A 1921-nucleotide genomic window follows, 5' to 3' on the forward strand; every position below is an offset into this window, starting at 1 on the left:
CCCAACATCAACAAGACCGCATTGGGACAAAATGATAGCCTGAAAATATTTGGAGATGACTACGATACACGTGATGGTTCATGTATTCGAGATTACATTCATGTCTTGGATCTTGCACAGGCTCATGTTAAAGGAATGAACTACCTATTTCAAGAAGACAGTTCTTCTCAAATCTTTAACTTAGGAACTGAAAAAGGCTATACCGTCAAAGAAATCTTTAAAACTGCTGAAGAATTACTGAATCAAAAAATACCACACGAAATTGTTGCTCGCCGTGCTGGTGACCCAGCCAGCGTCCTAGCAGACGCATCAAAAGCTAAAAAATATCTTGATTGGAAGGCTAGCTACTCCCTCGAAGATATTATTTTATCGGATTATCATTGGCGTGTTAAAGAAGGCAAAAACATTTTGGAATAAATAGCAGAAACATCAATAATAAATAAAAACACAGATAGATGGCACTTGATAAATACCAAGTATCATCTATCTGTGTTTTATACATTAGAATCCAATTTATACTCTTCAAAAATCTCTTCAAACCACGTCAACGTCGCCTTACCGTAGGTATGGTTACTGACTTCGTCAGTTCTATCCACAACCTCATTCCCCTTCTTGATTCCGTTTGAGTGAAAAGTGGTCTGGGACAGGGTCCTTACCTGTTTTCGACCATGGATGGCAACGTAAAATCCGAGCCAAGCCCATCAAAACACCCTTGAAGCCATGTTTTTCAATAGCCTGAATCATATAGTTTGAACAGGTAGGCTCAAAGCGACAAGAAGGTGGAAAGGCTGGGGAGATAAAACGTTGGTAAAAGCGCACAGGCGCTATTAAAATTCGTTTCATTATTTCTTGGTTACAGCCATGGTATGTAGTTGGCTGATTTCTTTTTTATTAAGACGGCGGGATTCTCCTGGACGGAGTCCTGTCAAGTCTAGATGTCCAAAACGGGTCCGTGACAACTTGTCCACTTGGAGACCGACAGCTTCAAACATCTTTTTAACCTGGTGGTTACGCCCTTCATGGATAGTCAACTGCACTACAGAGCGGTTTTTGACTGGGTCCACTTTGAGAATCTCATAGACAGCCGGCTTGGTTTTCTTACCATCAATCTCAAGTCCACGGGTCAAGGGGCGGAGATTGTCCTTATTGGCCACACCTTTAACACGCGCAACATAAACCTTGTCAATCTCATTACGAGGGTGAATCATCTCATCCGTAAAATCCCCATCATTGGTCAAAATCAAGACTCCTGATGTATCCCAGTCCAAACGACCTACAGGGTAGATGCGCTCTTTCACGTTGGGCAAAAGGTCGACAACCGTCTTGCGGCCCTTGTCATCTGTCACACTGGAAATAACACCGCGTGGTTTGTTAAGTAGATAATAGACCTTTTCTTCGTTGTAGATAGGTTGACCTTCAACTTCGACCTTGTCGCCTGACTTGATAGTGGTTGCTAGTTCACGTACCACCTGGCCGTTAACCGTCACCAAACCTTGCTTAATCAGCTCTTCTGCTTTTCTCCTACTGGCCACACCTGCGTGGGCAATATACTTATTGATTCTCATCTTCTTCTATCCTTTCACCAAATAATTGGCTTTCTTGGGCTTGAATCTCAAGCTCATCAATCACTGGTAATTCTTCCAAATGATTTATCCCCATGTAATCTAGGAAATAATCTGTAGTCACATAGAGGTTGGGACGACCCAACACTTCTTTTTTCCCGTCTTCCTTTATCAAGTCAAAGGCCTGCAACTTTGCCAAGGCCCCACTCGAGTTGACCCCACGGATGGCATCAATCTCTATCCGTGTGATGGGCTGTTTGTAGGCAATGATGGACAAGGTCTCAAGGGCAGCCCGAGATAAACTCTGGTTGATAGGCGCCTTAGAGTATTCCTTCAAAATCTCTGAAAATTGAGGCTTG

At 43.0% G+C, this 1921-nt stretch carries 4 protein-coding genes; 1 reads left to right on the forward strand and 3 read right to left on the reverse strand.

Annotation, left to right across the window (positions count from 1 at the left end; all coding sequences use genetic code 11):
- Nucleotides 1–417: GDP-mannose 4,6-dehydratase (locus tag PAN06_RS14015; protein ID WP_269796633.1), on the forward strand; the 417-nt coding region annotated here is incomplete at its 5' end.
- 183 nt (nt 418–600) lie between these two features.
- Here PAN06_RS14015 and yidD read toward each other — a convergent pair.
- From yidD to scpB, 3 genes are all read right to left on the reverse strand, one after another.
- Nucleotides 601–843 carry a membrane protein insertion efficiency factor YidD gene (yidD, locus tag PAN06_RS14020; RefSeq protein ID WP_050230852.1) on the reverse strand — a complete coding sequence of 81 codons (243 nt, stop codon included), beginning with the start codon at nt 841–843 and terminating at the stop codon, nt 601–603.
- Nucleotides 843–1565, reverse strand: a complete 723-nt coding sequence (locus tag PAN06_RS14025) for a pseudouridine synthase (protein ID WP_001222228.1) — start codon at nt 1563–1565, stop codon at nt 843–845. The genes yidD and PAN06_RS14025 overlap by 1 nt, the downstream gene beginning before the upstream one ends.
- Nucleotides 1552–1921, reverse strand: a 370-nt coding sequence (gene scpB / locus PAN06_RS14030) for an SMC-Scp complex subunit ScpB (RefSeq protein WP_269796634.1), incomplete at its 5' end; no start/stop codon positions are given. The genes scpB and PAN06_RS14025, both read right to left, overlap by 14 nt.

The sequence above is a fragment of the Streptococcus sp. SM3 genome (assembly GCF_027497875.1).

Excerpts from the sequence above, each read along its gene's own strand:
- yidD (WP_050230852.1), bottom strand. The coding sequence starts at position 843 with ATGAAACGAATTTTAATAGCGCCTGTGCGCTTTTACCAACGTTTTATC.
- PAN06_RS14025 (WP_001222228.1), bottom strand. The coding sequence starts at position 1,565 with ATGAGAATCAATAAGTATATTGCCCACGCAGGTGTGGCCAGTAGGAGA.